The organism is Pseudalkalibacillus sp. Hm43 (assembly GCF_054170705.1).
This window is the reverse complement of record NZ_CM135129.1, coordinates 1,381,034-1,407,438: the sequence shown is the minus strand read 5'-3', so window position 1 is coordinate 1,407,438 and position 26,405 is coordinate 1,381,034. Positions and strand designations below refer to the sequence as shown.

At 42.2% G+C, this 26,405-nt stretch carries 31 protein-coding genes; 22 read left to right on the top strand and 9 right to left on the bottom strand.

Features of this window, described 5'->3' with window-relative positions; translation table 11 throughout:
* Window positions 1-76: 76 nt before the first annotated feature.
* Complete coding sequence (locus tag ACXQIQ_RS07540) at window positions 77-475, bottom strand: DUF3021 domain-containing protein (RefSeq protein ID WP_439299379.1); 399 nt, start codon at window positions 473-475, stop codon at window positions 77-79.
* Entirely contained in the window at window positions 468-926 is a 459-nt protein-coding gene (locus ACXQIQ_RS07535) for a LytTR family DNA-binding domain-containing protein (RefSeq protein WP_439299380.1), read from the bottom strand. The genes ACXQIQ_RS07540 and ACXQIQ_RS07535 overlap by 8 nt, the downstream gene beginning before the upstream one ends.
* A 460-nt stretch (window positions 927-1,386) precedes the next feature.
* Here ACXQIQ_RS07535 and ACXQIQ_RS07530 point away from each other — a divergent pair, with 460 nt between their 5' ends.
* The gene (locus ACXQIQ_RS07530; protein WP_439299381.1) at window positions 1,387-2,109 is read left to right on the top strand and encodes a MerR family transcriptional regulator; all 723 of its coding nucleotides are present in this window, start codon (window positions 1,387-1,389) and stop codon (window positions 2,107-2,109) included.
* On the opposite strand, the gene ACXQIQ_RS07525 is transcribed toward ACXQIQ_RS07530, so the two are convergent.
* Complete coding sequence (locus ACXQIQ_RS07525; protein ID WP_439299382.1) at window positions 2,106-2,813, bottom strand: CPBP family intramembrane glutamic endopeptidase; 708 nt, start codon at window positions 2,811-2,813, stop codon at window positions 2,106-2,108. The two genes, ACXQIQ_RS07530 and ACXQIQ_RS07525, sit on opposite strands and share 4 nt — an antisense overlap.
* 588 nt (window positions 2,814-3,401) lie before the next feature.
* Between ACXQIQ_RS07525 and ACXQIQ_RS07520 the strand changes: the two genes are divergently transcribed.
* From ACXQIQ_RS07520 to ACXQIQ_RS07500, 5 genes are all read left to right on the top strand, one after another.
* A complete protein-coding gene (locus ACXQIQ_RS07520; RefSeq protein WP_439299383.1) occupies window positions 3,402-3,611 on the top strand; it encodes a helix-turn-helix transcriptional regulator in 210 nt (69 codons plus the stop codon).
* Complete coding sequence (locus tag ACXQIQ_RS07515) at window positions 3,611-4,033, top strand: hypothetical protein (protein WP_439299384.1); 423 nt, start codon at window positions 3,611-3,613, stop codon at window positions 4,031-4,033. Before ACXQIQ_RS07520 ends, ACXQIQ_RS07515 begins: the two co-directional genes overlap by 1 nt.
* Window positions 4,034-4,065: 32 nt before the next feature.
* A complete protein-coding gene (locus ACXQIQ_RS07510; RefSeq protein ID WP_439299385.1) occupies window positions 4,066-4,554 on the top strand; it encodes a small multi-drug export protein in 489 nt (162 codons plus the stop codon).
* Window positions 4,555-4,666: 112 nt separating this feature from the next.
* Complete coding sequence (locus tag ACXQIQ_RS07505) at window positions 4,667-4,921, top strand: YczI family protein (protein ID WP_458025988.1); 255 nt, start codon at window positions 4,667-4,669, stop codon at window positions 4,919-4,921.
* Between the two features lie 111 nt (window positions 4,922-5,032).
* Window positions 5,033-5,986, top strand: a complete 954-nt coding sequence (locus ACXQIQ_RS07500; protein ID WP_439301916.1) for an alpha/beta hydrolase — start codon at window positions 5,033-5,035, stop codon at window positions 5,984-5,986.
* 54 nt (window positions 5,987-6,040) lie between these two features.
* On the opposite strand, the gene ACXQIQ_RS07495 is transcribed toward ACXQIQ_RS07500, so the two are convergent.
* Window positions 6,041-6,286 (bottom strand): hypothetical protein, encoded by a 246-nt coding sequence (locus ACXQIQ_RS07495; RefSeq protein WP_439299386.1) that lies wholly within the window; start codon window positions 6,284-6,286, stop codon window positions 6,041-6,043.
* A 132-nt stretch (window positions 6,287-6,418) separates the two neighbouring features.
* The gene (locus ACXQIQ_RS07490) at window positions 6,419-6,886 is read right to left on the bottom strand and encodes a hypothetical protein (protein WP_439299387.1); all 468 of its coding nucleotides are present in this window, start codon (window positions 6,884-6,886) and stop codon (window positions 6,419-6,421) included.
* 221 nt (window positions 6,887-7,107) lie between these two features.
* On the opposite strand from ACXQIQ_RS07490, the gene ACXQIQ_RS07485 reads away from it, so the two are divergent.
* Entirely contained in the window at window positions 7,108-7,332 is a 225-nt protein-coding gene (locus ACXQIQ_RS07485; RefSeq protein WP_439299388.1) for a hypothetical protein, read from the top strand.
* Window positions 7,333-7,407: 75 nt separating this feature from the next.
* Here the strand turns inward: ACXQIQ_RS07485 and ACXQIQ_RS07480 are convergent, their stop codons facing one another.
* Window positions 7,408-8,892, bottom strand: a complete 1,485-nt coding sequence (locus ACXQIQ_RS07480) for a S8 family serine peptidase (protein ID WP_439299389.1) — start codon at window positions 8,890-8,892, stop codon at window positions 7,408-7,410.
* A 425-nt stretch (window positions 8,893-9,317) separates the two neighbouring features.
* On the opposite strand from ACXQIQ_RS07480, the gene ACXQIQ_RS07475 reads away from it, so the two are divergent.
* From ACXQIQ_RS07475 to ACXQIQ_RS07430, 10 genes are all read left to right on the top strand, one after another.
* Window positions 9,318-11,786: a S8 family serine peptidase gene (locus tag ACXQIQ_RS07475; protein WP_439299390.1), complete on the top strand. Its 2,469-nt coding sequence runs from the start codon at window positions 9,318-9,320 to the stop codon at window positions 11,784-11,786.
* A gap of 189 nt (window positions 11,787-11,975) precedes the next feature.
* Entirely contained in the window at window positions 11,976-12,959 is a 984-nt protein-coding gene (argF, locus tag ACXQIQ_RS07470; protein WP_439299391.1) for an ornithine carbamoyltransferase, read from the top strand.
* Between the two features lie 312 nt (window positions 12,960-13,271).
* Window positions 13,272-13,928: an RNA polymerase sigma factor gene (locus tag ACXQIQ_RS07465; protein WP_439299392.1), complete on the top strand. Its 657-nt coding sequence runs from the start codon at window positions 13,272-13,274 to the stop codon at window positions 13,926-13,928.
* 76 nt (window positions 13,929-14,004) lie between these two features.
* Window positions 14,005-14,355: a VOC family protein gene (locus tag ACXQIQ_RS07460; RefSeq protein ID WP_439299393.1), complete on the top strand. Its 351-nt coding sequence runs from the start codon at window positions 14,005-14,007 to the stop codon at window positions 14,353-14,355.
* A 131-nt stretch (window positions 14,356-14,486) separates the two neighbouring features.
* Entirely contained in the window at window positions 14,487-15,536 is a 1,050-nt protein-coding gene (locus ACXQIQ_RS07455) for an ATP synthase beta subunit C-terminal domain-containing protein (RefSeq protein WP_439299394.1), read from the top strand.
* A gap of 153 nt (window positions 15,537-15,689) precedes the next feature.
* Window positions 15,690-17,486, top strand: coding sequence for a DNA/RNA non-specific endonuclease (locus ACXQIQ_RS07450; protein ID WP_439299395.1), 1,797 nt, complete (start codon window positions 15,690-15,692; stop codon window positions 17,484-17,486).
* Between the two features lie 5 nt (window positions 17,487-17,491).
* On the top strand, window positions 17,492-17,962 hold the full coding sequence (locus ACXQIQ_RS07445) for an immunity protein YezG family protein (protein WP_439299396.1): 471 nt from the start codon (window positions 17,492-17,494) through the stop codon (window positions 17,960-17,962).
* Window positions 17,963-17,980: 18 nt separating this feature from the next.
* Window positions 17,981-18,346 (top strand): hypothetical protein, encoded by a 366-nt coding sequence (locus ACXQIQ_RS07440; protein WP_439299397.1) that lies wholly within the window; start codon window positions 17,981-17,983, stop codon window positions 18,344-18,346.
* A complete protein-coding gene (locus ACXQIQ_RS07435; protein ID WP_439299398.1) occupies window positions 18,347-18,625 on the top strand; it encodes a hypothetical protein in 279 nt (92 codons plus the stop codon).
* A 372-nt stretch (window positions 18,626-18,997) separates the two neighbouring features.
* Window positions 18,998-19,468 carry a hypothetical protein gene (locus tag ACXQIQ_RS07430; RefSeq protein WP_439299399.1) on the top strand — a complete coding sequence of 157 codons (471 nt, stop codon included), beginning with the start codon at window positions 18,998-19,000 and terminating at the stop codon, window positions 19,466-19,468.
* A 44-nt stretch (window positions 19,469-19,512) separates the two neighbouring features.
* Here ACXQIQ_RS07430 and ACXQIQ_RS07425 read toward each other — a convergent pair whose 3' ends face one another.
* Complete coding sequence (locus ACXQIQ_RS07425; RefSeq protein ID WP_439299400.1) at window positions 19,513-20,004, bottom strand: GyrI-like domain-containing protein; 492 nt, start codon at window positions 20,002-20,004, stop codon at window positions 19,513-19,515.
* A gap of 130 nt (window positions 20,005-20,134) precedes the next feature.
* Here ACXQIQ_RS07425 and fabI point away from each other — a divergent pair, with 130 nt between their 5' ends.
* From fabI to ACXQIQ_RS07400, 5 genes are all read left to right on the top strand, one after another.
* Window positions 20,135-20,914 (top strand): enoyl-ACP reductase FabI, encoded by a 780-nt coding sequence (gene fabI, locus ACXQIQ_RS07420; protein WP_439299401.1) that lies wholly within the window; start codon window positions 20,135-20,137, stop codon window positions 20,912-20,914.
* 154 nt (window positions 20,915-21,068) lie between these two features.
* A complete protein-coding gene (locus ACXQIQ_RS07415) occupies window positions 21,069-23,519 on the top strand; it encodes an EAL domain-containing protein (protein ID WP_439299402.1) in 2,451 nt (816 codons plus the stop codon).
* Between the two features lie 82 nt (window positions 23,520-23,601).
* Window positions 23,602-23,952: a YunG family protein gene (locus tag ACXQIQ_RS07410; protein ID WP_439299403.1), complete on the top strand. Its 351-nt coding sequence runs from the start codon at window positions 23,602-23,604 to the stop codon at window positions 23,950-23,952.
* Complete coding sequence (locus ACXQIQ_RS07405) at window positions 23,949-24,446, top strand: GNAT family N-acetyltransferase (protein ID WP_439299404.1); 498 nt, start codon at window positions 23,949-23,951, stop codon at window positions 24,444-24,446. The genes ACXQIQ_RS07410 and ACXQIQ_RS07405 overlap by 4 nt, the downstream gene beginning before the upstream one ends.
* Before the next feature lie 104 nt (window positions 24,447-24,550).
* The gene (locus ACXQIQ_RS07400; protein ID WP_439299405.1) at window positions 24,551-24,853 is read left to right on the top strand and encodes a DUF4190 domain-containing protein; all 303 of its coding nucleotides are present in this window, start codon (window positions 24,551-24,553) and stop codon (window positions 24,851-24,853) included.
* A 150-nt stretch (window positions 24,854-25,003) separates the two neighbouring features.
* Here the strand turns inward: ACXQIQ_RS07400 and ACXQIQ_RS07395 are convergent, their stop codons facing one another.
* Both ACXQIQ_RS07395 and ACXQIQ_RS07390 read right to left on the bottom strand, forming a co-directional pair.
* Window positions 25,004-26,068, bottom strand: a complete 1,065-nt coding sequence (locus ACXQIQ_RS07395) for a DmpA family aminopeptidase (protein ID WP_439299406.1) — start codon at window positions 26,066-26,068, stop codon at window positions 25,004-25,006.
* A 106-nt stretch (window positions 26,069-26,174) separates the two neighbouring features.
* Window positions 26,175-26,357: a hypothetical protein gene (locus ACXQIQ_RS07390; RefSeq protein ID WP_439299407.1), complete on the bottom strand. Its 183-nt coding sequence runs from the start codon at window positions 26,355-26,357 to the stop codon at window positions 26,175-26,177.
* Window positions 26,358-26,405: the final 48 nt, after the last annotated feature.

The window sequence follows — 26,405 nt, the reverse complement described above, 5'->3', positions numbered from 1 at the left end:
AGATCAGGAAGTTGGGCTTTTATTATGGTCATTCATAAAAAGGGGTCATCCAATCAAAATCGGATGACCCTGTGTGTTATTGGATGGACTCATTCATTGAGGCTTCCATCTTTTTTAAGTACCAGCGGATTGAAAACCAAAATAATGCATAGATGATGAGAAATGTGATCAGACAGAACAGGATGGGCACAGGTTTAGCCGAAACCCAACCCGTTGTCAAAGCAATCGGAAAGAACACGATTACTGAAAGGGATAAATGAGTGATAATCTGCTTTAAAGGGCTCCAATCTTCTTTTTCAAAGATGAGGGATCCGACCCCAAAGTAGATACCTAGTATTAAGCTCCCTAGCATATGGATCCATAATTCATCCACTGTTACTGAGATTGCATTCATTTTGAAAATGGTCAACATGACAAACGTTGCCAATCCTCCGATTCCCACACCAATAATCGCTCTTCTTAATGCTTCAATCATTCGAATCTCCTCCTAAAATCACTTTTTTCTTGAGGATTGGGACATATTTTCTTGATACATATTCTTTTTTCCCTGATGTAAAATGTACGCACAGATTGCCATTGAACGATAATTCAAACCGCTGAATGTGCGTAATGTTTCCGATTACAGATTTGGATAATCGCGTGAAATTAAAATCCCCGAGCAGCGATTCTACTTCATACAATTTAAGTTTCAGCTCAACCGTCGATTGATCCGTTTCCGCAAAGACCTTTCGATTCTCCGCATATACGAATTCAATATCTTCTGGGGAAAGTAGAATGGATTGTTCACCTCTTATTCCGAGAACCTTCTGCATATGGGGTTCTTTTAACTTCTGAACGATCCGGTCCAACTCATCCGTCCATGCGTTTGCATTGATTGTGACTGATGTTTCCTCATAGTTTTCGTTAATATCGATTTGTATTTTCATTTCCCAACACCTCAGTTACGATGATAAACCCATATTTTAACTTTCGCTTCAAAATATGGATGACCTGCAGAATGGGTCGAATGAAATGCATGAAAGGGTGTATGAAGGAACTTAACCTCGTTTGAATCGTAAATGATCGTTAAGAGGTAAATGAAAGGGAGGTATACATTGAATACAAAACAACTGCACAATCGAATCATACTGTTTCTTATTCCCGTTACATTTCTACATTTTATATTTGGCGGTTATAAGATTGAGAAGCTTATTTCAGGTATCGTTTTTTATACAATAGGGACAGCAATCTACTTAAGTTTTAATTATTTGTTCCACAAAAGTGAAACAGGTAAGAAAGTCGTGTTGTGGAGTTTAGGCTTTATTGCGATGATAAGTATCATCGCGGTGTTCATGGTTGCGTAGCAATAGAAGAGCAAACAATAAATTTTTAAAAGGGGACTATTACTTGTACATATCAACGGGCCAATTATCAAAGAAACTTAAGGTTTCTGTTCGAACGATTAGATATTACGACCAAGTAGGATTAGTTGAACCCTCTTTGATAGAAGAAGGTGGTAAACGACTTTATTCGTCGGATGACTGTTTAAAGCTAGAGAAGGTAATTCTATTGAAGTCACTGTCATTATCTTTAGAAGAAATAAAGAAAATAATAGAAGAGCAATCAACAGAAACAATATTATTAGCACATAAGGCTCAACTTATTGAACAATCTGAGACACTGAGCCAGTCCATCTCACATACTAACTCAGTGTTAAATATCTTAAAGCTTGAAGGATCCATCAAATGGGAAGATCTATTGACTTTAATAGTGACGAAAGAAAGTTCAAGTCATTGGAGCGATTTTTTCACCGAAAATGAAGAAGCCATTTTACAAGAAAGATTACCTAAACTTGAAGAGGATACAATCATGACAAAGAAATGGATAAACCTCATCAAGCGTATTGAACTCTGTATAGAAGAAGGTGTTTCTCCTCATTCTATTCAGGCGAGCCTTATCACTGATGATATGGACTTATTATCAGAAGAGACTTTTGATGGGAATGCTGATCTTATCGAGAAGTTTTGGAAAGTACGTCGATCACAAAGTTCTTCAGAATCCCTTGATCTATATCCGGTTAAACCAGAGGTAATCGACTTTATTGAGCAGGCTTATGATTATTTTCATTAACTACTAATCGCAGTAAGTACAATTGCAATTCCGTTAAATGTTCCATGAATGATGACACCTGGCCAGATAGACCCTGTTTTTTCATAGGTCCAAGCAAAAACAAGCCCTGTTACTAAATTAATCGGTAATGTGTTATAGGTTGGGATATGCACGATCATGAAAATGGTAGAGCTTATGATCAACCCCGCTGGTATTCCGTATTTATATCGTAAAAACCTATAAACAAATCCGCGATAAAAAATTTCTTCATAGATCGGTGAAACAATAGCTGCGGATATGAAGCCGATAAGGAAAGTTACAATGTTTAATTGTGACTGTAAGCTTTCAGTTTTGCTATTCTCTGTACCAACATGGATAAGTAGGTCCATAATTATGACGATGATAATACTGAGCAAGATTACAGCAAGAGTCCATCCTATAATAGATCGCCAGTATCCTTTAGGAAAAGATCTCACTCCAACATCTACCCAAGTGAGTTGTAATGGTCTTATGGCTACAAAATAAAGACTTATTAGAAATATGAAAGCCATGACCAATCCAATGAAGGTTCCAGAATATAATTCATTTTGAAAATTTTCATTTACATAGTTTTTCAGATGGTATTCAACAAAGTATGGGACCAACACAAGAACAATCAACATTAATGATACAAAATGTCTCCAACTCCATGGTACCTCTCGAAAATAGGATTCTCTGTTCAACATACAAATCTCCCCCTTACTAACAGTGTAAGAGGTTACGCAACGTCACCTACAAGGATTTATCTAAAAAAATTTAGCAACATCGCCATACCGCATAAATGGTAAATTAAAAACAAAAAATAAGAAGGTGGAACAACCATGTATAAATGGTGGATCAGTTTCATTATCTTTGTCTTGCTGGGGGCACTTACATTCTTGATGAGCATGGGTTGGTCCATATTTGCCGGGTACGTCCTGGGTATTGGACTCATGCATATCGGACTCTGGAAAAAGAAGCTCCTCATTATTTTATTGGGCTTGTTCATAATTATTTTTTCCTGTCTTGTTCCGCTATTTTATGTAGGGATCTTTCAATCTTGGAATACTTAGGGTTTTGAGACAGGTATTCTCTTATCCACTTTTTTTCACGTTCAATGGTTTTAATATAAAAGTTAAATTCTACTAAACGCTCTAAGTTCAACTACAAACTGAATCATGTAAACTTTTCTAAACAAAATGACAACTATCCTTTACATTATGACAACTATCCTTTACATTATGACAATTATCATTTACAATTTGACTTACAGTATTTAGAAGGAAGGGGAATAGATGTTACGGAACCGAGTTAAAGAATTGCGAGCGCGTCATGATCTGACGCAGAATGATTTAGCAAAGCGAATTGGAGCTACAAGACAGACAGTAGGCATGATTGAAAAAGGGGATTATGCCCCTTCAGTCACATTAGCACTCAAAATTGCTGAAACATTTACAGTACCTCTAGAAGAAGTGTTTTGGCTGGAGAAGGGAGAAGAGGAATAATGCTAGAAAGATTCATTCGATCACCATTTACTATGATGTTCTATATGGCATTGGTTATCTTATTTTTATATATAACTTCTGAACATGAAGGTTTGATTTCATTAATGTTATGGGTGACTTTGTCATTTTCAGCAGCGTACATTTTGATGATTGTCGTCCATAATTATAAAAATCCAGATCGAAAAGTAAACATTTTTACGTTGATTCCTTATGAATTGAAGGAAGAAGATGAAGGTCAAGAATGGATGACGAATAAAGCTTGTCGCAAAGTTTATGTTTTCTTTTATTTTGCTGTACCAGTTGGAGCTATAATCATCACGATGTATCCAATCTTTCCAGAAGTACCACTTATCGTTTTATTTGTAATGGCGGCCGTTCAATACAGTATTTATTGGTATGAGGCATATCGGTATTTGCATTAGAAACTAGAAATCTAGCATAGGGGGTAAGGCAGATGGAATTCATGATTGCCTATTTAATTGTCTTTTTATTGGCTGCAACGCCGTTTTTTGAAATGATTGCGGTTATTCCAATCGGGATCATTGCAGGGTTGAATCCATGGGTTGTCATATTAGTGAGTTTACTAGGAAACCTTCTTACAGTTCTGTTAGTCATTCTTTTAATTGAAAAAATCACGATCTGGTTGGAGAAGAGAAGAGAAAAGAAAGGGAAGGTCGCCAAAAAGCGAAGTGAACGTGCAGAGAGGATTTGGAAGAAATATGGACTTCCAGGTTTGGCGTTATTTGGACCGATTCTAGTTGGAAGTCACCTTGCAGCCTTTTTGAGCATGGCATTTGTACAGAACAAACGAATGGTAGCCTTCTGGATGCAAGGCAGCTTAATCCTATGGGCAGTTGTAACTGGAGTGCTTACCTATTATGGCGTTGATTTCTTTTATCAAGACCGTGGTGACGGTTTTCTTGTCGATCTCATTAACAAGTAATGACTTATACGAAAAAGGTATTTATTGCTTTTACACACACTCAAATACCATGAAATCACGTTCTATTGAACAAGGATACTAGCTCTTTTTGCTTAATATATAAGTATTGGAAATGTCATTGCATTTAATTGAGGTGGAGAAATTGTTGAAATGGTTACAAATCTCTTTAGGGATAATCGTGTTAAGCTTATCCGTTTATGGATTATTGTCTGGTAACTATGCATTCAATTTTTACATGTTTCTTTTTGCTGGATTAATGTTATTCGTTGGTGGTTTAAATGAACTAAAAGAGAAAAGGAAATTAACAGCCATGTTCTCATTTCTTACCTCTGCATTTGTCATTTACGTATCCATTTATACTTATTAATAAAGTTGAGCTTAGAATATGTTAAGAAATACCATGCTGTTTCTGGTTTCTTCCCTCTATTATCCTAGTATAATGGAGTTAGAGAGAGACGAGGGGGAAGGAGACAACGTGATAAAGAAATTAGGGGTCAAAATTGGACTAGGATTTTTGTGTATTTTACTTTTGGTCAATATTGTTGCTAGTTTTTATTTTTATGATTTAGCTATAAAAAGAGATGTGAAAGAATTCCTAGCAGGCAATCAAGACTTAGAAGTTTCTGCTAAAGCGATGGATGTCTTCCTTAAGGGTGATTGGCGTACCTGGTACCGGAACCAACCTTTTGAAAACTGGGAGATCGAGTCTGCTGATGGGCTGAAGCTTCAAGGGTACTTTTTAGAAGCAAAAGAACCAACAGATAAAACCGTCGTGTTTGCTCATGGTTATCTTGGGGATGGTCAGGATATGGGACTGTATGCGGAACATTATCACGAACAGCTCGGTTACAATGTCCTGACAGTCGATCTTCGTGGTCATGAAATGAGTGAAGGGGACTATATCGGCTTCGGCTGGCATGACCGGTTGGACATGGTCCAGTGGGTGGACAAGTTGCTAGAGAAGCGAGGTCCAGGGACGGATATCGTCATGCACGGGATTTCCATGGGTGCAGCGACCGTACTGATGACCAGTGGAGAAGAGCTTCCCGACAATGTAAAAGCGATCGTCGCAGACAGCGCGTATACGAGCGTATATGACTTGTTCGAGTATCAGATGGATCGCATGTATCACCTGCCTGATGTTCCTGTGTTGCCGACGACCAGTCTGGTGACAAAATGGAAAGCGGGCTATTCATTAACGGAAGCATCTGCTCTGGATCAAGTGAAGAAAGCGGAGGCACCAATACTTTTCATTCACGGAAATGATGATTCGTTTGTGCCGACCACCATGTCTAAGGAACTTTATAAAAATGCGAAAAGTGAAGCGGAACTCGTAATTTACGATGGAGCCAATCACGGAGAGTCGTTTGTGAGCCATCGCGAGGATTATGAAGTAAAGCTTGAGGACTTTTTGAAAAAACATATGGATTGACCTAAAAAAGGTGCAGCTGGTGGCTGCACCTTTTATCATTGTATGTAGTTCAATTTACGATCTGGAAGGAGTCGTTTCTCTCGTTCCTCTGTCACTCTTCTCAAGCATTTCTTCCGTTGCTACAAAAAACATTCCGATCAGGAAGATGAACACAGCTCCGGTCACCGTTCCAATTCCAATGGACATCAGAAAGCTGAAATCGCTTACAATGAAACCGATTAAAAACATCATGATGCCTAATGAAAGAACGGATCCCCCAACAAATTTTGTAGCGTTAATTAGTTTTGTTCTCGAATTCATGTTCCTCATCCCCTTTCTTCTATTATTGAACCTTTGTCACAATTTTGTCAAATACTTTTCTCAAATTGTACACAATTTTTGTTGATGTATAATAAAAGATATTCTGATCATGAGATAAACATGATCAGGGTATTATGCTGGTGGTGCAACACATATAGAAAAAGCAAGGCAATTAGTTGATGGGGTATTTAAAATTTCAAAATCAACTTCATGACAAACAGAAAGACATTCATTAACACAAAAGCACTTTTTACTAAAAAGACGTACTAATGTGGGTCTTCCATTTATTGTTGACCAGATTACTATTGAACAAGGCTTACCATTTACCGTAAACATTTCTTTGATTGTATTAAGAATATCTGTAGTATTTAGCTCTTCTACTGTTATCAGATGGAAACTACTATCTAGGTCAGGGCATAACTGAAAAGCATCAGGAAAATTAAAAGTAGAGTTAATAAAAAAGATTTGACCTCCTAAATCAGTAAAGAAAATATCTCCATTAATTTCTGATCGCCTTAGTGTACATTCAGGTGATTCATTAGAAGGAACAGGATCAGGACAGGATTTTACCCTTTTTAACTCAAAACACTCACATTTCAAGGTAATACCTCCTTTTTACTAGTATATTTTAGGTAGATGAAGTTGATTGTACGAATAACTCTATTAATTTCTTTTTTAGAAAGGTGATTGTTAACCGTTTGTTAAATAATTAAGAGTATCACTTTAACTCTAATCAATAATTTGGGTTGGAAGAATGCATTTTAATAGAGCACGTAAAGAAGACTTAATTTGTAATGGAATCATAAACTCGGGAGGAAGAAATGAGCATTGATAAAAGGAATCGGTTAAAAGAGTCACCGTTTGGTTATCGTGTGAATAAAGATCAGACTGTGTTTGTGGACTATCAGGGAAAACAAGTGAAAATTTTAAAAGGTAAAGACGCGGAGAAGTTCTTGAGGAAAATGGACGCAGCTGAAGATGAAAAAGCAGAACAGCTCATTATGGCAAAAATTACGGGAAACTTTAAGAGGGGAAATGAAAAATAACGGTGTACCTAGGCTTTTCACTTGGTACACCGTTACTTTATTAAGGAACCTTTCACACAAGGGAAAGGGATTTTTTTATTTTACTGCATGATACGCATTAACAACGCCATGACCGAAGATTGGATCAAAACCGTTTTTACCTGCATCATCTGCAGTTTGTTGTAAGTGGGTCTGCACTTGGTTAGGAGATGGCTTCTTTCCAGTTTCCTCATAAACTTTTGCGATGTAAGCCGCGGCTACTCCAGCCACTTGAGGTGAAGCCATTGAAGTTCCACCTTTCCAACCATAACCTTGCGTTCCGAATTGGGCGACGCCTGTTGAAGAATTCATGTAAGTCGGAATAGCACTCAATACTAACCATTTGTAGTCACCAGGTACGCGTGTTCCGTTATAATCAGGACCTAAATCGCCGCCTGGAGCAGAAAGATTGATGTTTCCATTTCCATAGTTTGAGTAGAATGCTAACCGATCCTCAGTACCAAACCCTCCACCTAGGGCAGAAACAGTAATTACTCCTGGAATCTGTGCAGGAACTTTAAATGCTGCACCTTGTACATCATAAGCAGCTGTAGCAGGATTTGCATCTAATACGCGGTTATACCAATCTGCAAGCTTTGCAGGGTTGCTTAAGTCTTGACCGTCGTTTCCTGCAGAAGCGACAACTGTTACATTTTTATTCGTTGCATATCGAATTGCCCTGTTGTAAGCGACCATATCGGCTGCGTCATTACCTAAACGGATCTTTTCACCTGTAGTTGGATCTGTGTAATACCATTGGCCAACAACGCGTGTACCGCCTAGGCTCATATTGATGACATCTACGCCATCATCTGCTGCGGCAATAATCGCATTAGTAATCCAAATTTGTTGAGCGCTACCTGTTGAGAATACACGGTATGCGCGGAGTCCGACTTCAGGTGCAATCCCTTTAATACGACCATTTGCCCCGATCGTTCCGGCAACGTGTGTCCCGTGGCTATGTGCGTCCCATGCATCAACCGTTCCAGGTACAAAGGTTTTGGACCCAGGAACAATGTTATTTTTTAGATCAGGATGGTCAAAATCAAAACCCGTGTCGATTACACCGACCACAACATCTTTATTTCCACTTGATAGGGCGTGGCTTGCACCTTTATTCGTCACGCGCTCAATATCCCATTGCCATCCAGCTTCCCAGATGCTTTCACCTGCAGGAACAGGTTGTAATCCACTTTGTTCTACGTCAGCAGCTGTTACTTCAAATTCCGGTAAGTTTAATGAAACTTCCATCGCAGGTGCAAGACTTGCTATGTTTGTATTTTTAACTAAAGCCTTAATGAAGGCAGTTGGATTGGAAGTTGTTGCTTCAACCGTTCCGATCTTCGCTACCTCATAGGTCACTTCTCCTCCAGCTTTTTCAATGATAGATTCGTAATTGGCAGGCAGGCTGTTTTCAGATTTGAATACGACTAAAAATGCCTGCTTTGAACTGGATGTCTCTTGTGGTGATGCAAATACGCTGAAACTGAATGATGATAAAGCGAGTAAAACCCCCAAAAATACGAGTAAGCCTTTCTTCATTTGTTCCATCCTCTCAAGGTATGTTTTCTTGTAGCAAGATAAATAATTCCATACACATAAATAGACTCCTTCTCTATGGATTTATCAAATTCTGACACTCTTCTACACGAAATGGTTCATTGGATACAGTTATGTAGTGGGTAAGACGATATTTCATCTATGCTTTGTTGAATCGTGGGGAAAAGATAGGTCATAGGATAGAACGATGCGATTTATAAATTGGGGAGGATTGTGTTCATTAATGCCTGACCTTAATGAAGTTAACTAGTCCCTTTCTACTACCTGTCCGCACCGACTACAACTTTCTTTCTAGTCCTTCTATATCTTTTGTTGTTCGTACTTTATACCTTTTGCAGAATAGCGTCGTTGTGGATTTATTGAAATAATTAAAGTATTCTAACGATTACGCTATGGGAGGCGGAAAGATGAGACGGTTAACCTTACTGATGAGCGTTATGCTCGTACTTTCGACGTGGATGATGGCCCTTTCTCCGGCATCATCGGCAAAGGCACAGACAAACACAACGACCATCAATGCCACGTTGGTTGAGAAGATGAAGGGAGCAACGGGACCACTTGAGGTCATCATCACGTTCAACACGAATGATGCTCCGCAGGCTGAACATGTCGATCTTTTAAAAGAAGTCGGCATTACGAAGGGGCTTGTATTCAATGAGCTTCCGATGGCAGGGGTGCTCGCGACAGCGGACCAGATCAATGCCCTTGCAGACAATCCTGAAGTCCGTTCGGTTTATTATAATGAAAAATTGGAGTATGAAAACAATACAGGCACTGCAATGACTGGTGTCGATGAGCTTCGTAACGATGCAAGCATGACGGAGAAAAACGGCGGCATGCCGGTTTCCGGTAAAGGCATCGGTGTTGTAGTCAACGACAGCGGAGTCGATGGCACACATAACGATATCAAATTTGGTGATCATCTCGTACAAAACGTACAAGGTGCGACGAACTTGAATGCATTGGTTGATGTACTTCCGGTTACATATACGGAAGATGTTCCGAACACGGACACAGATTCTGGTCACGGTACTCATGTTGCTGGAATTGTCGGTGGTAACGGTGCAATGTCTAAAGGCAAATACGAAGGTGTAGCACCAGGAGCGGACCTTGTCGGTTACGGTTCTGGAGCAGGAATCGCAATTCTCGATACACTTGGCGCATTCGACTACGCATTAACGAACCAAGCACAGTACAACATCCGTGTTGTGACGAATTCTTGGGGATCTACAAGTGATGCGGGTACTGACTTCGATCCGGAAGATCCGATCAACATCGCTACGAAAAAAATGTATGACCGAAACATCGTCGTCGTATTCTCAGCTGGTAACTCCGGTCCTGGAGAATCCACGATTTCCGGTAACTATAAAAAAGCACCATGGGTCATTACAGTAGCAGCTGGTGACAAGCAAGGCTCACTTGCAGATTTCTCTTCTCGCGGAGTGAAAGGGAAAGGCGGTACAGTGACAGTTGACGGCGAGCAGTTCGTTTGGGAAGATCGCCCGACCATAACAACGCCTGGTAAAGACATCATTTCAACGAAGACGGTTTCTCCACTTACAGCACTTGGCGCAGATCAAGATGCAGAGAACCTTGAACCAGCACACTTACCTTATTACACACACATGAGTGGAACATCGATGGCAGCACCACACGCAGCTGGAATTGTCGCTTTGATGCTTGATGCAGATCCGACATTGACGCCGATGGAAGTGAAGTCCATCATCCAGAAGACAGCGACGAACATGCCTGGCTATGAGGCGTGGGAAGTCGGTGCGGGATATGCGAATGCATACGCTGCAGTCGATATGGTTTTGAACGGTAAAGAATACGGTGAAACATTGAACCATACGAACGAATACAATGCGAACGTTGAAATGGACGTAACGCGTGAGCCGGTTGAGGTGAACTACAACCCGGCGACGGCTTCTTCAAATCAGGTCGAGTTTAATGTAGAAGAAGGATTGACCGAGCTTACAGCAAAAGTGAACGCGAAAGGCTTGCTTGGCGAAACAGGCAACCCGTTGAACCTGATCTTGACAGCTCCAGATGGAACGGAATACTCTTCTGGCATCTATCTTGTGTTCACACTTTACACCGATCGTACTGTCCAAGTGACGAGCCCGATGGCTGGGAAGTGGACGCTCCGTCTCGAAGGACTTGACGGTGGTCCAGGACTTCCAGAAACAGTCCAAGGTGAGTTGGCATATAAAAAAGCAGGCGGATTCACAGGCATCAATGATGTAAGTGGCCACCCAGCAGAAGATGCAATCAAAATGGGTGTCAGCGAACGCCTTCTTGATGGAAAAGCGAACGGCACTTACAAGCCTGATAGTGCATTGACGCGTGCTGATTTGGCAAAGTTCTTAACAATGGGTGCAGCTGTCCGTCAAAACCTAACAAATGGATTGACATTCTCTGATGTGAAAGCAGCTGATTCTGCTTACGTCCAAGCGGTAACTGCTGGTGGGGCAGCACTGAAAGACACTGACTTAAGCGATGCTGGCGTAATGTTGGCACGTGGGGACGGTTCTTTTGCTCCAAATCAAGCGGTGAAGCGTGCGGAACTTGCTTACTCACTCGTTCAAGCGTTAGGACTTGAAAGTGAAGCGAAAGCGTTGAACGACGAGCCGTTGACGGTTCAATATAAGGATGAGCGCGTTGCGATTTCAGATGCGGACGCTGTTCCAGCTGATTTGAAAGGCTATGTACAACTTGCGCTTGACATGAATATCTTGAACGCTTACTTCGATGTCACGCAAGGTCCTTATGACAAGGAGCCGACAATCGTCGCTTCCTTCAACCCGGATCAAACGGTAACCCGCGGAGATTATGCAGTATCCGTCTCCCGTTACTATACAACTTATTTCGAGTAAAAACTGAATGAATGTCATTTCCCCCGACCCGTATCAGGTTCCCCTGCCTGATACGGGTTTTTATTCGTCTGTATGCATTTATATAAAAAGAAAACGCTTTAAATAAAGTGATAGTAAATTATGTATTGAATAAATATAATTACTGTCGTATAATCATACGAAATACAGATGAGATTGGAGAGGTGTTCATTGGCATACGCTATTGAAACGCAACAGACATATGGGGTAACCGCTGCTAATTTCACGGGCCAGGACTTTTTGACAATATCGGATTTTCATTCAAGTGAGATCCTTTACTTACTGGAAAAAGCGGTTGAAATCAAGGCAGAGCTAAAGAGCGGAGTGCGCCGTAAGCCCCTTGAAGGGAAAGTGCTTGCGATGATCTTCGATAAAGCGTCGACACGTACGCGCGTTTCTTTTGAAGTAGGTGTCGTGCAGCTTGGTGGGGACCCGATTTTTCTCAGTACAAAAGATATCCAGCTCGGACGCGGGGAAAGCATCGAGGATACGGCCAAGGTTTTATCCGGATATGTGGACGGCATCCTGATCCGTACGTTCGACCATCAAACGATCGAGCAATTCGCCGCCCATGCCGACGTGCCGGTGATCAACGGACTGACCGACTTGCACCATCCGACACAAGTGATGGCGGATCTGCTGACGATCCTGGAGCACAAAGGAAAGCTTTCTGGACTGAAGCTCGGTTATGTTGGGGACGGATACAACAACATGACGCACTCGTTGCTTGAGGGAGCGGCAAAAGTCGGGATGGACATCGCGGTGGCAAGTCCGTTCGGGTATGAGCCTGACCATTGGATCCGTGACCACGCCAAGCTTGTCGCGAAACAGAACGAGAGCTCAGTGGTGATCACGAACTCTCCTGAGGAAGCGATTGAAGGTGCGGATGTTGTGGTGACCGATACGTGGGCAAGCATGGGAATGGAAGAGGAAGCGGAAAAACGGCTTGAAATCTTCAAGCCGTATCAGGTTAACGCGGAGTTGTGTTCGAAAGCGAAGAACGACTTCATCTTTCTGCACTGTTTGCCGGCCTATCGAGGAAAAGAAGTGACAGCTGAGATCATCGACGGACCGCATTCTGTCGTATTTGATGAAGCAGAAAACCGCCTGCACGTACAGAAAGCGATCATGGAGGCACTGATGGGCGGGAAGTAGGTTGCTAGTTTCGGGAAAGTGGGTCGTAATTGCGGGGGAGTGGTTCGTAACTCTGGAGAAGTGGTTCGTAATTGCGGAGGAGTGGTTCGTAATACCGAATAAGTGGGTCGTAACCTCAGAGAAGTGGTTCGAGACCACTGAGAAACGGGTCGTAACTCCAGAGAAGTGGTTCGTAACTGGAAAATGGTTCTCCTGAAGAAAATTAGATCTTCAATAAGGAGCGTAACTGCCTTGTGCAGTTACGTTCTTTTTCCTATGAGCAGGAAAGATCCTGAAGAGAGTCGAAGTGAGGAGGGCGAAGGAGGTGCTCGTTTGTTCGACAAGCTTATCCATGATTATCAAACGGATTTGAAGAATTACTGTAGGATGCTCACCGGTACACCATGGGATGCCGAAGACCTGTATCAGGACACGCTTTTAAAATCATTTCAATTTAAGGAAAAGCTCAATGCTCATCCCAACCCGAAGGCGTACATGTTAAGAGTTGCATCCACAACTTGGATGGATCATTGTCGGAAAAAGAAAGTGGTCCTGGATATGGATGAGCACAGCATGACTCAAATACCAACACATGATAATGATCCTATCGTGTTGGATGAAATGGTTGAAGGGCTCGCATCGTCATTACCTCCCAAGCAAGCTGCCGTTCTGTTGCTGATAGAAGTCTTTCACTTCACCTCCAAGGAAACGGCAGGAATGCTTAACACCTCTGTTGGAAGTGTTAAGGCAGTTTTACATAGAGCAAGAAAGAACGTGAAAAACCTGATTGAACGGGAAAAGAACGAAGAGACGACGATGGAATGGATACAGGTCTTTCAACAAGCGATCCGCCATAACGATCCAACGCGAATCAGTACAGCATATAGAAGGCTGACTCAAGCAGGATTCTCAATTGCTTACGATAAAGAGAAGCAAAGCTTTACGATTGAGGATCCGGAAGGCAACATCTTAGGAATGATCCAAAGATAATTTTTTTATTTTGAGCGTATCTATTTGAACTTTATGTACGTTTATTAAGTGAAAATACATGAAAGGGGACATATCTATGCCTGTGAAAAGTCAAATCAATTGTTGTTTCATCCACCTCGTCGATTTCGAGAAATCGAAAGAGTGGTACAAGAAGATGTTCGGTTTTGAGGTCGGTGCTGAGGGGGACGATTTCTTGGAGTTCAATCTGGACGGACCTCCGCTCATTTTGCTGAAGGCTCAAGTGGACGATATTACACCGCTACCCTACTCGGTTTTCTTTTTTGAAACGGAGGACGTAGAAAAGACTCGTCAGGAATTGCTTGAGAAGGGTGCGAAAGTGGATCCGATCGAGCCGTTCGGTGAATCAATGAGAGGTTGTCACTTTTACGATCCAGAAGGGAATATGTTGCTTGCCTGTACTAGGTAAATTAAAGATGCCATCCTGCGTAAGGGTGGCATTTTTGTGTACGAAGAAAAAATAATTACGTTTTAACGTAATTTAATGTTGCTTTTTAACGTAACTTAGAATACGATATAACGTAACAGGAGGTGTAAATTTTGGAAACACTAGAAAATATTCGCTTGAACGTCTCACTTTTACGAAAACGAGTGCCGAACCTGACGAGTGCAGCCCGCTCAGTCGGCTTGCGCCCAGCAACCGTATCGAACTTGTGCACCGGTAAGATCCCGGTCGGACGTGCTGAGGTAAAGACACTCGTCGCACTCGCATCACTCGCGGAATGTAGTTTGGATGAACTCATAATCAGAGGGGAGAAGATCGATATGATCGAAACGGGAATCAAAGCGTTGGATTTATTTGCACCACTCGCCAAAGGCGGATCAGTAGGACTTGTCGCACGACCAGGTATGGGGCAGCTCGTCATTCTGGCTGAAACCTTCCACCGATTGAAAAAAGAAGGTTACACGACTTTGTTGTTAAAACCAGAAGGCGACCACCCAGAGGTCAATGATATCCTTGAGTACTTCGACCATGTGACGAATTCCATCGACGAAACGTACGAAAAAATGGCTTCTCTCGGTAAAAAAGACATCCTGTTCTCAGCAGATCGGTCACACGTTTTGACTGGTGAACTGCACGACCTTCAAGACCGTCTTCAAGGCATCGGAATTGAAAACGTCACGACGTTCCTCGTCGACTTGAAAGGCGAAGCGGTCGACGAAGACCTACCATACGGACCGCTTGAAACATTATGGCAATTCGACATGGACTTAACGACACGCCATAAGTTCCCGGCAATCAACCCGCTCTACTCGACGTCTTCTGTATTGGAAGGTGCTCACCTGGATCAGCACCACCTCACAATCCAACAGCGCGCGCAGAAACTTTTACGCCGATACCGTGAGCTCCGTGCATTCGTGAATGTGAAAGGAATTGAGGCTGTACCAGACGCAGAAATGCAAACGTACAAACGTGGCGAGCGACTGGAAGCGTACTTGACGCAACCGTTCTATGTTGCCGAACCATTCACCGGTAAAAAAGGGGAAACGGTCAGCCTGAAGAATACACTGAACGACGTCCAAAAAATCCTCGATGGCTCCGCCGACTCCAAAGAAGTCGACCAGCTGGACTATATCGGGAGCCTGTAATTAAATTTTACTAGAGATTTTATTGTTCATGGGAGTTTCCTCACGTTAGGAAACTCTCATTTTTATTTTTCTGCAATAGGATGATAGAACTTCCAAAAACGGGTAGGTATGATATTAGTAGGATAGATTTGGAAGGTGGCGTATATTGGAAAAATGAAGAGAATCCTGCAGCTTATTCTCATTTTGATCGTGTTGTCTTCAGGGTTCGCTATTCAGCAGGTCGCGGAAGCTGAAACGAACTCGAATATCGGTAAGTTCGAATACGAAGGAAATTCCTTGAAACCGACTGATTCAACAGGATATCCACCTGAAGAGAAGAAAGACCCCAACCCAGTAGACTGGGTATTGAACAAACTAGGTATTCCAGATGTCGATCTACCTGAACCTATTAAAAAAGCGGTGGGCGATACCTTCGAATGGACGAAGGAAAAAGTCACAGACGCTTATGAATGGACGAAAGGTAAAGTACAGGATGGCATGGAAGCCGCAAATGAATGGTGGGGTGAACAGAACAAGTTCACGAAATCCTTGATCATTCTCGGTGGAGGCGCAGTCATCTTAGCTGGAGCGGTCGTTCTTACACCATTAGCAGGTACAGCTGCACTCGTAATGGGTGCTGGAGGCGCATTGAGTTACGGATTATACGCAGCATCGACAGACAATGTCAGTTTCTGGGGCGGAATGGCGTTCATGGGACTCGGAATGGTTCCTGGTGGAGCAGGTTGGCTTGCGAGAGGAACAACTGCTGCCGCATGGGGGGCAAGAGGTGCGTCCGTTGCTGGATCTGGTTTACGCTTTGTCGGCGGATTGATTGGCCGAACCGGAATGATTGGAGGCGGAATATCCGCTGGCTTTGCAGGCGGTACACATCTGTACAACCACTTCGTCCATGGACAGCCGCTTGATGCAGGAGCAATGGTACAGGACATGGTAGTCTGGGGAGCGGCAGGAACGATTGCCGGACCACTCGGACGCGGAGCGATGAAAGGTGCCAGCGCATTACTCCGATCTAGAGTTGCTGGAATGTCGGTAGGAAGCGGAGTTGCCGGTGGATCGGAATATAGCTTAGGCAACATCTTTAAAGGAAAAGCGCCGAACCTCAAGACAGCAGCGACAGTGACGGTGATTGCAGCAACCATCCCACTTGCCGTTATGGGTGCGACACATGCGGTTCCCTTAATAAAAGGAAACCCAGCTCAAGTTGCCCTATCGTCAACCCAAGTATCAGACACAACCGTCAGCCAGGCAGGGAAAACAACAACCAACGTTGTAGATACAAGTGTCAGCCAAAGTGCAACCAAAACCCGAACCATCATCGATGGAAACAACCACATAACGGTTAATCCAGTGAAGACTAACATAGCAGCTCCGAATGTTGGAGTGAACAAACCTGTTGCTGGGGACAATCTGTCACTAAATCTTAAACAAAATATAAATACTAAAAACCAAATAGGCAATTCGAAAATAAAAATCAATGAAGTCAACTATGGTGACCACATTGTAAAACAAGGCAGGAAGAAAGTATTACAGTCCAATATAAGATATGTAACCCCAGAAGGATACAAGTATCAAACAGACGAATTAGGTAGAATCAAAAGTGTAGAAGGTACATTGTCATTAGGTAAGGCGAAAAGAAATACCTATGCACAAAGAACAGTAGGTGGAAATGATCGATTATCCAATGATGATGGAGGTCACTTAGTAGCGAGTATTTTTAAAGGATCTGGTGAGATAGATAACCTGGTGCCTATGGATGCAAATCTAAATAGGGGAGCATTTAAAACCATAGAGAATGAATGGGCTAAAGCTTTAAATAATGGTGACGAGGTTGAAATAAATGTAAAACCAATTTTTAAAGGTGATTCATTAAGACCTGAGGCATTTAGTATTAACTATTCAATTAATGATATTAAAGTAAGCAAATTTCTAAAAAATTCAAGCAAGGAGTGACTAGGATGCAAACAAAGGAAATGGAGCAAATCTACCAACTAATAGTCGATAATATTTTAGAAATTATTCCGGAAGATTGGCAACATATTTTATTGCATGGACAAATTGATGAAGACCATGGACAGATATTCTTTTACTACATGCCAGAAGATCGGGAAGAATATATTTATAGTTTAGATATAAAGGATAAGTTCAACATAGATGAGAGTTTTTTTGAGTTAAAAAGCTATGAAATATATGAGAGTTTCAACAAACTCCAAGATGAATTTAAAAATAATGCCCAAGAGTTATGGACACATGTAACGTTTGTTCTGAAGAATGATGGTACTTTTAAAATAGATTATGAATATAGGAATAATTCTAGAGGTCCATATGAAAATAAAGTTATTTTTGATTATTTGAATTTCAAAATAATACCACAAGGAAACTGGGAAAGTGAAATAATTGCATCGTATTTAGAAGAACAAAAGGATTAGTCATATTAAGGTGGTTATATGAACGCTCGCCAAAACTTTTGGATTGAAGGCCAAAGAGCATCTTGGACATATAGAGATCAAACCCTTCATGTTCAACTAAACGATTTGAAACAGGGAATATTAGATTTACGTAACAATACGGTTTTGCTTCTAACTGGTCCTGATGCTTTTCCGAATAAGTTAATCGGTTTTACTTTAGAAGGAGTTCGAAAATTTGAAGTTGAACCGCCCAGCGTCTATGTATACTCGTATCTCACTAATCACAAAGTTTATGGTGCTGCTGTAGTATGTCTGGATACCAGGACAACAAAAGGTTGGAGTGATTGGTATTTTTCTGTTAATACAATAAATGGTGAATTGACCAGGGAAGGAAAGGCTTATTAGGTGTATGATGAAAATAAAACTGAACTAGTCATTCAATTAAACATTGTCAAAAGATTAATTGAAGAAAAATATAGTGAGATACAGAGAAAAGGTGTATTAGATTTAATATATAAACGATATTCAATTGCTATAGAATTACTGGAATGTAGGGAATTTGACAGAAATAAACTATTTATAACAGGTGGAGTAAGGGCATATCTTGATGGTTATAGTGACTATGATAATCCCTTGCTTAAGGAGATGCATAGAGCTGAGGAATTACTTGAAAGTATAAACTAAAATGAACCGATTTGAAGCAGGTGAATCCCACCCTGCTTTTTTTCATGGAAGGAAAATGGAAAAGTAGTATAGAAAAGAAGAGGGACTAGGACTTTTAGGGGGTATATTGTGATTTCGAATAAACAACTAGTTGTCGCTATTCTTACTTTAGTATTGGTTTTCATATTTTATCTGTACACGGCAGGGGATCAAAGTTTACTACCCTATGTCTTGAAACAGTGATGAAACCTTTCTGGATAAGCATGCGTAAATAAGTTGACATCAGATAAAGAGAAGAAAGTAGTGTGGAATATGAGTCATGAAAGGATCAGTAAGCTTCGTAAGTTTCAAATTCTCTGGATGAATGTCTTCATGGTGGTATGTTTCACCTTTATGAGTTTAGTCTCAGTTGCCGGGATTACCATGAGGACATTTTGGATTGCTCTTTCAGTACTACTATTTGTTCAAGCTTATGTAGCGATTGTAAAAGGTAAACCCATCATGTTGTTTTTATCAAGGAAACTGGCAGAGCTCCACGAGCATGAGAAACTAATGATGGGGAACGAGTGGGAAAAGCAGAAGAAGGTATCAGCGGGAGGTCAAGCCTTTGTAGGGGTCATTGCGCTATTCAATGCTTGGATGATGGGCGATGAACCTTTCGTATTTACCGCCTTTCCGGATTTGTTCTTTATCTTGATTGTCCTGATGGTGTTTATGAACATTACTGTGTATGTACAGAGCAGGAAGGTCGACCGTGGTACCGTTAAGAAAGGGTATACCCTGAAGATGTTAGTAGTCAGTTTCATCATAGGGCTAGTATTCTTCGGTGTTGTGAATTTTGCTCTATTGACGTTAATTAGCTGAAGCAAAGGCTGGTCGAGATATCTCGATCAGCCTTCCCTATTTCTTTACTTTTTCACTGGGATGCGGATTGTGAATTCGGGGTTTTCGTCATATGGATCTTGGCTCATTGGATAGCGCTCATAATGGGTCAAGCCGTCTGCGTTGTCCTCTTGATATCCTTCACTTTTAATCCATACATAGATGTTGTCATAGGAGTGTTTGACGCTTTGTCCTTTGTTGTGTTCTGTCTGGGCGTATGTAAGTTCAGGGACGGATACCGGTACCATTCCATCTGGTAACTCCTCGACTTTGTCCACTTCGACTGCAGCATAATGCGTGAAACCTGTTCCACCGAGTGATGCATGGTAAGACAATCCGAGTAATACATCCGAATCAGCTACATGAGGAATTTCGGCTAGACGCTGATGCATTTCCTCTTGGATTTTGCGGATGGCACCACCGAACGCTTCTTCAAACGTACCTTCCCACTTCAAACCGACTGCTTGGAAACCTTTTTGGCTGACGACTTTCACTTCATTTTTCTGTCCGACAGACATTGGACACGCTCCTCTCCATATTTTCATCTCTTCCATTATACATCTTTTTACAGTTTGACAGGGTTTGAATTGTGCTATAATGAGTGTTGGCAACAGGTGTTAATACCAGGTATAACAACGGAGGTCTACAATGGAAGATTTATTGAAACTGAAAGACAAAAATATCGTCATCATGGGTGTCGCGAATAAGCGAAGTCTCGCTTGGGGCGTAGCAAAATCCCTCTATCAAGCGGGAGCGAACCTCATTTTTACGTACAGAAAAGAACGCTCACTTGGAAAATTGGAGCAACTGCTTGAAGAGCATGGATTCGAATCGAAGCTAACCATCCAATGTGATGTGAATGAAGATGCTAGCATTAAGGAAGCTTTTGCGGAGATTGGTGAAAAAGTCGGGACCATCCACGGTGTCGTGCATTCCATCGCATTCGCACATGCAGATGACCTTAAGGACAAGTTCGTCAATACATCCCGTGAAGGCTATGCGTTCGCGCAAGATACAAGCGCATATTCCCTCGTAGCGGTGGCTCGTGAGGCGAGCAAGCTCATGACAGAAGGCGGATCGATTGTTGCGATGAGTTACCTTGGGGCAGAGCGTGTCGTAGACGGCTACAATGTGATGGGTGTAGCGAAGGCTTCACTCGAAGCGACGGTTCGTTACCTTGCATCTGATTTGGGGAAAGAGAATATCCGTGTAAACGCGATTTCGGCTGGGGCGGTTCGTACACTTGCGGCAAAAGGTGTACCTTCGTTCAATCAGATTCTTCATAAAATCGAAGAAACGGCACCACTGCGCAGAAATGTGACACAAGAAGAAGTCGGTGACATGACACTCGCGATCCTCAGTAACCTCTCAAGAGGCGTTACAGGCGAGATCGTTTACGTCGATTCCGGCTACAACATTATGGGATAACCCAAAATAAACAGAACAGTAATTCCAGATAGGGGATTACTGTTTTTTTACATAAATGGTTATCCAATTTATGTTACTGAAAGATATTTCTGGTATAATCCTTTTTATATATTAAACTAGCCTTTCGGTAAATTTACGGATAGAGGAGATTAAAATGGGGGAAATGGACGCGCAGTATCATGTTGGACTCGTCCTTTTATCAATAGCGGTTGCGGTATTATCGTCGTATATCTCTCTTGAAATAGCTGCTCGCTTGAATAACTTGAAGGGAAAAAGTCGGTTGACGTGGTTGGCGATGGGCAGCCTTAGTCTTGGTGGAGGCATTTGGTCAATGCACTTCGTTGCTATGCTTGCCTATGATATGGGGATGAATGTAACCTACGAGCCGGTTTTACTGACCATCAGTATCCTATTTTCAATCGTCTCAAGTGGAATTGCATTCTATTTAATCAAAAAATCAGGTTCCCGTCTAACGCAAATTGCATCCTCGATTTTGATCGGAACAGGTATTGTCCTGATGCATTACGTGGGAATGGAAGCGATGCAAATGCAGGCTGTCATCCAATATGATATGTGGATCGTTGCGCTTTCCGTAGTGATTGCGATGGTGGCATCATTTGTAGCACTGAATTTGTTTCGGACAAGTTCAACTGCAAAGAATCGGAAGAGATGGATTACGCTTAGTTCACTCGTCATGGGGGCAGCGATCTCTGGTATGCATTACACAGGAATGGCGTCAGCTACGTTCATTCATGATTCGAGTGTAAAAATGCCTCAGGATGATCTGACCAGTCAAGTCGGCCCGACAGTCCTTGGTTTTTTGGTAGCGATCGGAATTTTGATGATCATTGGATTCACCATTGTCTTATTGCGATATAAAGCAAAAATCGAAGACAGCGATCACCGTCTTGAAGTCATCGACAGGATGTATCATTCGATTATTCAATCTGCTAATGATGCCATCATCACGTCGGATCATAAAGGTGTGATCCTGTCCTGGAATGAAGCTGCTGGCAAGATTTTTGGCTATACTTCAACTGAAATGATTGGGAAACCACTACATACAATTGTTCCTCATGATTTTCGTCAAGCGCACATAGATGGCATGGAAAGATATAATCAAACGAATCAGAAGAAGGTAATCGGTCAAACCGTTGAACTGACGGGGCTAAATAAATCAGGAAAAGAATTTCCGATTGAATTGTCATTATCAACGACGCAAGATGGCGAAAACAGCTATTTTACCGGGATCATCCGGAATATTACAGAGCGTGTGGAAAGTCAGAAACGAATTAAAGAATTGGTCTATCGAGATGAGTTGACGAACTTACCAAATCGAAGAATGTTGAAGGAGCATCTGACCTCCTATATTGAACAAGCGAAGTTGGATGGACATATGATTGCGGTCTTGTTCCTCGATTTGGATCGGTTCAAGCAGATCAATGATGTGTATGGCCACAGTATAGGGGACGTATTGTTAAAGGAAATTGCAGTACGGATACAGAGATGTCTCTCCACAAAAGATTTGCTGGCCAGGCAAAGCGGTGATGAGTTTGTGGTCGTTTTACCTCAAACGAGCCATTACCAGGCTGGTTACGTTGCCAGACAGATCATCAATAACATTTCTACACCTGTTGTGATTGATGATTTAGAGCTCTATACCTCGACTTCTATCGGGATCAGTCTTTATCCGGAAGATGGAGAAACGGCTAGCACCTTGCTAAAGCATGCCGATACCGCCATGTACGAAGCGAAGAAAGAAGGCGGGAACCAGTATTACTATTTTACAAATGAGATCAATGAAATCATTTCAAGGAAAATGGTGTTGGAGACAGGTCTTCGAAAAGCACTGGAGCGTGAAGAATTAGAGGTCTATTATCAACCACAAGTGGAGGTTAAGACGGATAAGATTGTCGGGTTTGAAGCGCTGATCCGTTGGAATCATCCAGAGCTGGGGACCGTTTCCCCTGCTGATTTCATTCCATTAGCTGAAGAAACGAACTTGATCATTCCGATGGGTGAATGGATATTGAGAGAATCTTGCAGAGAATTCAAAGAATGGTTGAAAGTGAAACCTGACTTGAAACATGTTTCCGTGAATATATCGGCCTTGCAATTCCGCCAGCCGAACTTCCCGGAAATTGTAGCGGATATTTTGGCTGAAACAGAGTTGATGCCACAGAATCTTGAACTTGAGTTAACAGAAACCATTGTCCAGGATCCTAAGCGAGCGATTCCAATCATGAAACAATTGAAAGCTATGGGTGTGAAGCTTTCCTTGGATGATTTCGGAACAGGGTACTCCTCGTTCAGTTACCTGAAGGATTTTCCGTTGGATACTTTGAAGATCGACAAATCCTTTACGAAAGAAATTCATTTAAGTGCGAAGGATAAAGCCGTTGTCGAAACAATCGTACATATGGCAAAAAGACTCGGACTGAATGTCATTGCGGAAGGTATTGAAACGACGGATCAATTAGCAAGTATCCTAGAAAGTAACTGTAATGAATTCCAGGGTTATTTATGTAGTCCGCCTTTACCCTACACGCAAATTACAGACAAATTCATTACGCCAAAAATATTCGAACCGACTTCGAAAGTGTAAGAAAAGTTCTTTAAAGTGCTCATCTAAAAAAGGTGAGCGCTTTTTTACATGCATTGAAGTATACTTGCTATAGGTGATTAGAGTGAACAACTTGGAATTGTTACAAAGAATCCTGTTTAAAGTCTGGTCAAAAGAATCAAGTTCGAAATGGATGTTCAAAAACCCTGCAAGAGGCCAGTGTGGTGTGACGACACTCGTCGTCCAGGATTTGTTAGGTGGAGAAATACTGAAAACGGAAATGCTTCAAGGGTCCCACTACTACAATAGAATTGATGGGGTTCGGTATGATTTGACTGTGTCTCAGTTTAACGAGCCTATCGAGTATATGGATCTCTTGTCTAATCGTGTGGAAGCTTTTTCTGATACAAATGAAGCACAATATATGTACTTGAAACAAGCTGTACATAAAGCATGGGGAAGGAAGAGCGTATGATCACTTTTGAGGAAATTTCTACAGTTGACGAACACCTTGAAGAGCTTTCAACTTTATTGACGCAAGTCGTAGAGAACGGAGCATCGATTGGGTTTTTGCCTCCCGTCGATGGTTTGATCATGCAGAGTTATTGGTCATCGGTGGTAAGCCCGGAGATCATAATAATTGTTGCAAAATTTGAAGGACGGATTGTGGGAAGTGTTCAAGTCCATCTGTGTACGAAGCAAAATGGTGGACACCGTGCGGAAATCGCAAAACTGATGACTCATCCTGATTATCGACGGAAGGGAATCGGTCGATTATTAATGGAAGCAGCAGAAAAACGCGCGACAAGTGAAGGGCGTACGTTATTTATACTAGACACAAGAGAAGGAGATCCTTCCAACCTACTTTATTCATCTCTTGGATATGTGGAAGCGGGAAGAATACCGGATTATGCCATGTCTTTGGATAGCAAGCTAGAAGCGACAGTGATTTATTATAAGAAAATATGATGCCTTCTTATATGCATCATCATAAAAGTTCGTGATTATGCATTTCTTTAAAGGAGAAATGCACTTTTTGTGGAATTAAAAGTTAGCTTAAAGGGGGCGTTGTGATGAGTGAAAATAATGCAATTGTTAATGACAGAGCAGGCCAGACAAATAGTAACGCGATTATAGGTCTGGTGATGGGGATTCTGTCTCTTATAATCCCAGTGATCGGATTCATTCTTGGAGTAATTGGGATTGTGATGTCGAGGAAAGCGCAGAAAGAAATTCAAACCACAAATGAGAGAGGAAAAGGATTAGCGACTGCAGGATTGGTGTGCAGCATCGTGGGAGTGGGAATTCATCTGTTGTTTGCATTGCTTATCATTGTATCATTCGCGACTTTCTCTTCATTTGAAACAATGATGTAAGAGCCTGGGATCCCAGGCTCTTTTTATTATTATTTTTTAGTGCCAGGTACCATTTCAAACCTCAAGCGTATCAAGGGAAGTGAAATGGTACCTGGCACCAATTCGGAAGCCAAGTCTACCAAGGGTTTTCAAATGGTACCTGGTACGGATCTACAAAAGACTGATCCCATGTTCCTCAATCAGGTCTTTGAAGGCGGGGCGTTCGTTTCCGTCTCGGCCGGTGACGTGTTCTGCGGTTGCGAGGACGTTGAGGACGGCTTCTTCCGTCGCTTCTCCAGCGGCTCGGAAGGCTGTGTCCATGTCTTCTTCGTGAATTGTCGGAACGGAAAGCAAGCGGTCCGGCTTTTCGTGCGGGATTTTCGTCGCTGTGGAGAACCCGATTGCGATTTCTCCGGAGCCTGTCGTGATGATGGAACCGGTACGAGAGAGGCCTGTGACGGTTCGCTTGATGATCCGGTTCAGTTGTCGTTCAGACACTGGCAAATCCGTTGCGACAATCATCATGATCGATCCTTTGTCTTTCTCTTCCCACGTTTTTAAGATGACTTCCTTCAATTCTTCTCCGACGGGTTTTCCGTTGATTCTCAAGTCACTCAATATTCCGAAGTTCGCTAATACAAGAATCCCCATCGTATATGTACCATGTTCAAACTCCATCATGCGTGAAGCTGTTCCGATTCCACCCTTCAACGAGTAACAAAGCATGCCTCGTCCTGCGCCGACAGCTCCTTCTTCAAACTCCTCTGATGCATTCTGAATCGCTTTCCACACATGCTCTATCGTTACATTCCGAGCCCTAATGTCATTCAAGAACATGTCATTGCATTCACCGACAATCGGGTTTACCGTTCCAGTCGTTTTTCCGATTTCAGGCGTTTGCTCTAGCATATATTCTATGAGCGCATCGGCTGCTGTTCCGATGCTGAGCGTGTTTGTCAGCACAATCGGCGTCTCGATTGTACCGAGTTCACTCATCTGGATCGTTCCCATCGTTTTACCGAAACCGTTGATGACGTGGCTAGAAGCGATCAATTTTTCGCGGAAAAGATTGCCTTGGTGCGGCAGAATCGCTGTCACACCGGTTTGTGTATCTCCTTCATCCAATGTTACGTGCCCGACTGTCACGCCTTCCACATCTGTGATGGCATTCTTTTTTCCAGGCTGTAATCGGCCGATTTCCACTCCATAGTCCCGAATTCTCTTCTGATATAGCATGATTACCTCCGTCGTGTATGATTTCTCTTTTTACCTAATACGGGATAAACGCCTTGAATTCCTGTCTTGATAAAAAGAGCCCACCCAAAAGGTGAGCTCGGAAAGGCTATTGATTCTGGTTCGTCGGATTGGTTCCGGTCGTTGTAGCACCGGTCAATTGGCTCAGTCCAGGAATCATTTGCGCCATGTTCTGCATGTTCGCATTTCGGCCTTTCATCATTCCGGAAACGGCAGCTCCTACACCGATTCCTGTGATAAAAGGTAACAACATGGATTGTCGCTGTCTCATTACTGACACCTCCACTTCAGAAGTACTCATCATGAGCCTTTTTATTGT

Bases quoted from the DNA above. Each gene is read 5' to 3' on its own strand.
- ACXQIQ_RS07540 (WP_439299379.1), bottom strand. From the start codon at position 475: ATGATTGAAGCATTAAGAAGAGCGATTATTGGTGTGGGAATCGGAGGA.
- ACXQIQ_RS07535 (WP_439299380.1), bottom strand. From the start codon at position 926: ATGAAAATACAAATCGATATTAACGAAAACTATGAGGAAACATCAGTC.
- ACXQIQ_RS07525 (WP_439299382.1), bottom strand. From the start codon at position 2,813: ATGTTGAACAGAGAATCCTATTTTCGAGAGGTACCATGGAGTTGGAGA.
- ACXQIQ_RS07520 (WP_439299383.1), top strand. From the start codon at position 3,402: ATGTTACGGAACCGAGTTAAAGAATTGCGAGCGCGTCATGATCTGACG.
- ACXQIQ_RS07515 (WP_439299384.1), top strand. From the start codon at position 3,611: ATGCTAGAAAGATTCATTCGATCACCATTTACTATGATGTTCTATATG.
- ACXQIQ_RS07510 (WP_439299385.1), top strand. From the start codon at position 4,066: ATGGAATTCATGATTGCCTATTTAATTGTCTTTTTATTGGCTGCAACG.
- ACXQIQ_RS07505 (WP_458025988.1), top strand. From the start codon at position 4,667: ATGTCATTGCATTTAATTGAGGTGGAGAAATTGTTGAAATGGTTACAA.
- ACXQIQ_RS07495 (WP_439299386.1), bottom strand. From the start codon at position 6,286: ATGAATTCGAGAACAAAACTAATTAACGCTACAAAATTTGTTGGGGGA.
- ACXQIQ_RS07485 (WP_439299388.1), top strand. From the start codon at position 7,108: ATGAGCATTGATAAAAGGAATCGGTTAAAAGAGTCACCGTTTGGTTAT.
- ACXQIQ_RS07480 (WP_439299389.1), bottom strand. From the start codon at position 8,892: ATGAAGAAAGGCTTACTCGTATTTTTGGGGGTTTTACTCGCTTTATCA.
- ACXQIQ_RS07475 (WP_439299390.1), top strand. From the start codon at position 9,318: ATGAGACGGTTAACCTTACTGATGAGCGTTATGCTCGTACTTTCGACG.
- ACXQIQ_RS07460 (WP_439299393.1), top strand. From the start codon at position 14,005: ATGCCTGTGAAAAGTCAAATCAATTGTTGTTTCATCCACCTCGTCGAT.
- ACXQIQ_RS07450 (WP_439299395.1), top strand. From the start codon at position 15,690: ATGAAGAGAATCCTGCAGCTTATTCTCATTTTGATCGTGTTGTCTTCA.
- ACXQIQ_RS07445 (WP_439299396.1), top strand. From the start codon at position 17,492: ATGCAAACAAAGGAAATGGAGCAAATCTACCAACTAATAGTCGATAAT.
- ACXQIQ_RS07440 (WP_439299397.1), top strand. From the start codon at position 17,981: ATGAACGCTCGCCAAAACTTTTGGATTGAAGGCCAAAGAGCATCTTGG.
- ACXQIQ_RS07430 (WP_439299399.1), top strand. From the start codon at position 18,998: ATGAGTTTAGTCTCAGTTGCCGGGATTACCATGAGGACATTTTGGATT.
- ACXQIQ_RS07425 (WP_439299400.1), bottom strand. From the start codon at position 20,004: ATGTCTGTCGGACAGAAAAATGAAGTGAAAGTCGTCAGCCAAAAAGGT.
- fabI (WP_439299401.1), top strand. From the start codon at position 20,135: ATGGAAGATTTATTGAAACTGAAAGACAAAAATATCGTCATCATGGGT.
- ACXQIQ_RS07415 (WP_439299402.1), top strand. From the start codon at position 21,069: ATGGGGGAAATGGACGCGCAGTATCATGTTGGACTCGTCCTTTTATCA.
- ACXQIQ_RS07405 (WP_439299404.1), top strand. From the start codon at position 23,949: ATGATCACTTTTGAGGAAATTTCTACAGTTGACGAACACCTTGAAGAG.
- ACXQIQ_RS07400 (WP_439299405.1), top strand. From the start codon at position 24,551: ATGAGTGAAAATAATGCAATTGTTAATGACAGAGCAGGCCAGACAAAT.
- ACXQIQ_RS07395 (WP_439299406.1), bottom strand. From the start codon at position 26,068: ATGCTATATCAGAAGAGAATTCGGGACTATGGAGTGGAAATCGGCCGA.
- ACXQIQ_RS07390 (WP_439299407.1), bottom strand. From the start codon at position 26,357: ATGAGACAGCGACAATCCATGTTGTTACCTTTTATCACAGGAATCGGT.